This is a genomic window from Bradyrhizobium sp. CAR08, from assembly GCF_052871955.1.
The window spans coordinates 1-4232 of sequence record NZ_JBIXJX010000056.1 but is presented as its reverse complement, the minus strand read 5'-3'; the positions used below and the strand labels follow the sequence as shown (position 1 = coordinate 4232).

The 4232-nt window shown below is 57.3% G+C and carries 2 protein-coding genes and 1 pseudogene; 1 reads left to right on the top strand and 2 read right to left on the bottom strand.

Annotated elements, in window-relative coordinates; genetic code table 11:
- Positions 1-776 precede the first annotated feature (776 nt).
- The gene (locus ACIPUD_RS39515) at positions 777-2390 is read left to right on the top strand and encodes an ABC transporter substrate-binding protein (protein ID WP_446482958.1); all 1614 of its coding nucleotides are present in this window, start codon (positions 777-779) and stop codon (positions 2388-2390) included.
- A 71-nt stretch (positions 2391-2461) separates the two neighbouring features.
- Here the strand turns inward: ACIPUD_RS39515 and ACIPUD_RS39510 are convergent.
- Both ACIPUD_RS39510 and ACIPUD_RS39505 read right to left on the bottom strand, forming a co-directional pair.
- Positions 2462-3401 (bottom strand): annotated as a pseudogene (locus ACIPUD_RS39510) (IS3 family transposase).
- Positions 3402-3542: 141 nt separating this feature from the next.
- On the bottom strand, positions 3543-4232 hold a 690-nt coding region (locus ACIPUD_RS39505; protein ID WP_446482957.1), incomplete at its 5' end, for a gamma-glutamyltransferase.

Genomic DNA, 4232 nt, shown 5'->3' with positions numbered 1-4232 from the left:
CGAATGCTGATCCGAAAAAATACCGCATGGCCGGAACTTCCACCCGCTGGAAACAACGTCAAGAGCTCCACGGCTACACACCACGAGGGAGAGGAGCCGAGCGCCTCTCGTGGGAGCGCATCACGCACCAGACTGATCCACCGTGGAAAACTCTCGCGCCAACTTCGGCCGATGTCATCATGATCGAACAAGACGTTCGACCGCTCATTGCCGCGACTGGCAGCTCTGAGCGCGCGGGAGCAATGACTTGCCGAGCATCGGCTATTCCCGCGGCCGTTCTCACGGCCCCAAGGCTGGTCAGGGCACACCGCGCACTATCTGGCGCAGTAGCGGGCCGAACGCTGGCCGCGGGTTTCATCGCTTCGTAGATCACAGAAACTTGCCAGAGCCCCCCGTGAGCCAGATTTGCGGATCGACATGGTCGAGCTTTGCCGTTTATGCCGATGCCAACTGAGCCGAGGGTTTTTTAGAACGACCATTGTTTGCGTCGGGCCAGCGCGCAAATTCTGCGGTTTGACGTGAAAATTTTCCGCTTTCCTGCGTCTACTGCCGATTATTGCGTTCAGTCTCCAACGAAATATGGCGGTATTGTGCTCCGAGGTCGACTGAGGCTGACACGCCTCTTTTAGCGCTGGTTTGGCGGGCGGCTGGGCAGGTGCATTGCCAATTGAGGTCAGCGGCGGAACGTCGGTCATCAGCAACACCGCGCATCTATCGCCACTTTCTGTAGACAAGGCGGATCAACAGCGCACTTGAGCCAGAAGGGAAGGGAGAACATGACAATCTCGCGACGTGACCTCGTCAAGACGGGTATGACGGCTGGAATGGCCCTGTCGATGCCTTCAGTACTAAGGGCGCAACCAGCGACCGACGCCGGGCGAATCGTCCGAATGGTGATGAACGGAGACCTGCGAGTCTTCGATCCAGTTGTTAGCACCGCTAACACAACCTCCGACCATGCATTTGCAATCTATGACACGCTCTTCGGGGTCAACTCCAAGAGGATTCCGCAGCCGCAGATGCTCGCCAACTGGAGCGTTTCCGACGACAAGAAGACCTATACGTTCCAACTCCGCGATGGTCTGAGCTGGCACGACGGCACTCCCGTTACTGCGGCGGACTGCGTCGCCTCAATCCGGCGTTGGGCGCAAGTGTCTCAAGCTGGACAAGTGATCATGGAGCGCACCAAAGAAATCTCGAAGAAAGATGACAAAACCTTCGTTATCGTACTTAGAGAGCCGCTAGGGATCCTAATCGAACTACTGGCGGCGCCAACGTCCCCACATTTGTTTATGATGCGCGAGAAGGACGCGAGTCGACCGGCAAGTGAGCAGGTGACCGCGAATATCGGGTCGGGTCCTTTCAAGTTCAATCAGGCCCTTGCCAAGCCGGGCGCTAGCTTCGCCTACGACCGCAACGAAAAGTACATACCGCGGACTGAACCCTCGGACGGATTAGCCGGGGGCAAATTGGTCAAGATCGATCGGGTCGTCTGGAGCAATATTGCTGATGAACAGACTGCCCTCGCGGCTTTGCAAGCGGGTGAGATCGATTTCATGGAAGCTCCGCCTGCTGATTTTTACTCAGCGATAAAGAACGATCCAAACCTCGAGCTTCGTGCTCTGAATACCTCGGGCAACGACGTGTTCATGCGTCTGAACTTTCTGCAGCCACCGTTCGAAAACTTGAAGGCCCGCCAAGCGATGCTCCACCTGATCGATCAGGAGGCTTTTTTAAGCATCATGTCTCCCAACCCAGAATATGGCTGCCCACTTACTTCGATATTCGGTAACAACACACTATATTCAAACGACGAAAATACGGGATGGTACAAGAAGGGAGGTAACCCCGAAAAGGCCAAGGAACTTTTCAAGGAAGCCGGATATTCCGGCGAGAAGATTGTCATTCTGCAGCCCACAAATGTTGCGACGCTCAGTAATGCCTGTCAGTTCCTGGTGGCCGAATTGCGTAAAATCGGGGTTAATGCCGAGCTCGCGCCCAGCGACTGGGGCGGAATTGTTACACGGCGCGCGAACAAGGGCCCTATAGAAACCGGTGGCTGGAGCATCTTCATGTCGTGGACTAACGACCTCTCCCTCGGTGATCCGATTGCTACTGGTGCAATTTTTGCCGCCAACGGTGACAATGCTTGGTACGGCTGGCCTAAAAACGCCGAATTCGAAATTCTTCGGACTAGATGGATAGATATTGAATCGATTGAAGATCGCAAGGCATTGGCCCGGGATATGCAGAGAGTGTGGTGGGACTTCGTCGGCTCCGTTCTGCTCGGTCAAATAGTTCTTCCAGTTGCCCATCGTAAGCCGCTAACCGGCCTAGATATGACAGCATCGTTTATCACGATGTGGAACATGCAGAAGGCAACGTTATGATCATCTCGATTGCCGTTTGCGCCTAAGTTGTGTCCAATTCTGAGTTCGCTCGGACCATTGGATTGGGCCAGTTAAGCGGTGCTAGCGACCGGAGCTGGCGCGGAGGCATAGCGCAACGCTAAATCCCGGCGCGGGTTGCAGGCGATGCGAACTCGGACGGCGTTCTCCATCCGAGTGGCGAGTCTGGCCGTGCGTTGGTGTCTTCAGCGATTCATCGCGAAACCCGTTCCATCAAGGCATTCTGCATTCGCTTCCCGGGCGCTGTGTAGTTCGAACCGACGCGTATCTGATCGGCCGATGCTAGGATGGCGTTGCTGGTGAGCTCGCTGCCATTGCCGCCGACCGACGCGCTTGTATTTGCAGCGTTCCCTCGTCGCCGGGTTCAGATCCCGTGCCACCCAGTTGCCGGCGCTATAGCGCGACAATCTGGATGGGAAGCACTTCCATCCTGATTGCCGCGCCGCACGGCGCGATCGACCACCAGCGTCAGGCACTCCCTCGTGCAAGTGGTCGACCACGCCCAGCATGCGGAACCTTCGGCCTTCAGCGCGCCGGTCTGACACAAAGCCGACGCATCGCGAGCTTCGCGTTCGCGTAGAGCCGGAACAGCTTGACCCCAGGTAGCCCTCCCGCTTGTTGCACGTGCCGGACGTCGACAGCTGAACGGCGCGCTACCGGGCGATCGCTTGCATGCGTTGACTAAGACCGGCATCGTTCGCCCTGGTCGTCTAGTATCTCATGGTCATACGGCAACAATCGATGGCTCTGCACGCCCGCAGTTCGCTCAACCCGGATCATCGCTTTGCGCCTGGCAGCAAGCGTTACCATAATTTCCGGGAGATCTTGGAAGGCTGCGTTGTCCAGCGTGGCATCACCCGGTAAGCCGCGCGCTCGTCCTTCAGCGTCTTCAGTCGCTCGGCCTCAGAGACCTCCAGCTCGCCGACCGAAATGCCGGTGTCGTGCCCCCTCGATCCCGATGATTTGATCTTCGGAAGATCGGCTGCGCTTCATGTCCGGGTCTTGTGATGGGCGAAGTTCGAACTGGAGCAAAATCAGCCGATCAACTACGCGGCTTGCCTGCATCGCAAGCCGCCGAAACGCGGCCAAGCCGCGATTGACCAAGAGGACGCTCAACTGTGCCAAAGCTGTGCGTTACCAGCCTAGCGCGTAGGCGGCGGCTCGTCGCGGATCGGCGCCACATTCCAGAACGCCCTTATCGTAATCATGACGAACAAGACAAACGCCGCCTGCCCGCCATAAACGATCTGGCCACAGGACGACCTTATGGCCCAGTTTTGACAATTCGTTGGCTGTCGACTCAGAAAACCGTCCCTCTAGGCACAGTCGGCCAGGAAATGAGGCGTGCGGCGCGAACGAGTCTGGGTGACTGTAGGTAATGAATCGTGGCTCTTCCACAGCCCTCTGAGGGTCCATTCCGAATACCGAGAGATTGAGGATTACCTGTAGCACTGCCTGAACCTGACTGTCGCCACCCGGGCTGCCAATGGGCATAGTCATCTTGCCCTTGCGAAACACCATCGATGGGTTCGGCGTGAGCCTCGGGCGTTTGCCCGGCGCGACCGATGATGGATGTTTCGGATCGGCCCGAGATTGCGAGCCGCGCGAGGAAGGAGCGAGGCCAGTTCCGGGAATGATAACCGTATCGCTGCAGGTGTCGCTCGGGCAAATGGAAATAGCGTTTCCATGTGCGTCGACGACGGCGATATGCGACGTATCGAACGGCCCGTCCTCTCCCTCGTGGTGTGTAGCCGTGGAGCTCTTGACGTTGTTTCCAGCGGGTGGAAGTTCCGGCCATGCGGTATTTTTTCGGATCAGCATTCG

Bases quoted from the DNA above. Each gene is read 5' to 3' on its own strand.
- ACIPUD_RS39515 (WP_446482958.1), top strand. From the start codon at position 777: ATGACAATCTCGCGACGTGACCTCGTCAAGACGGGTATGACGGCTGGA.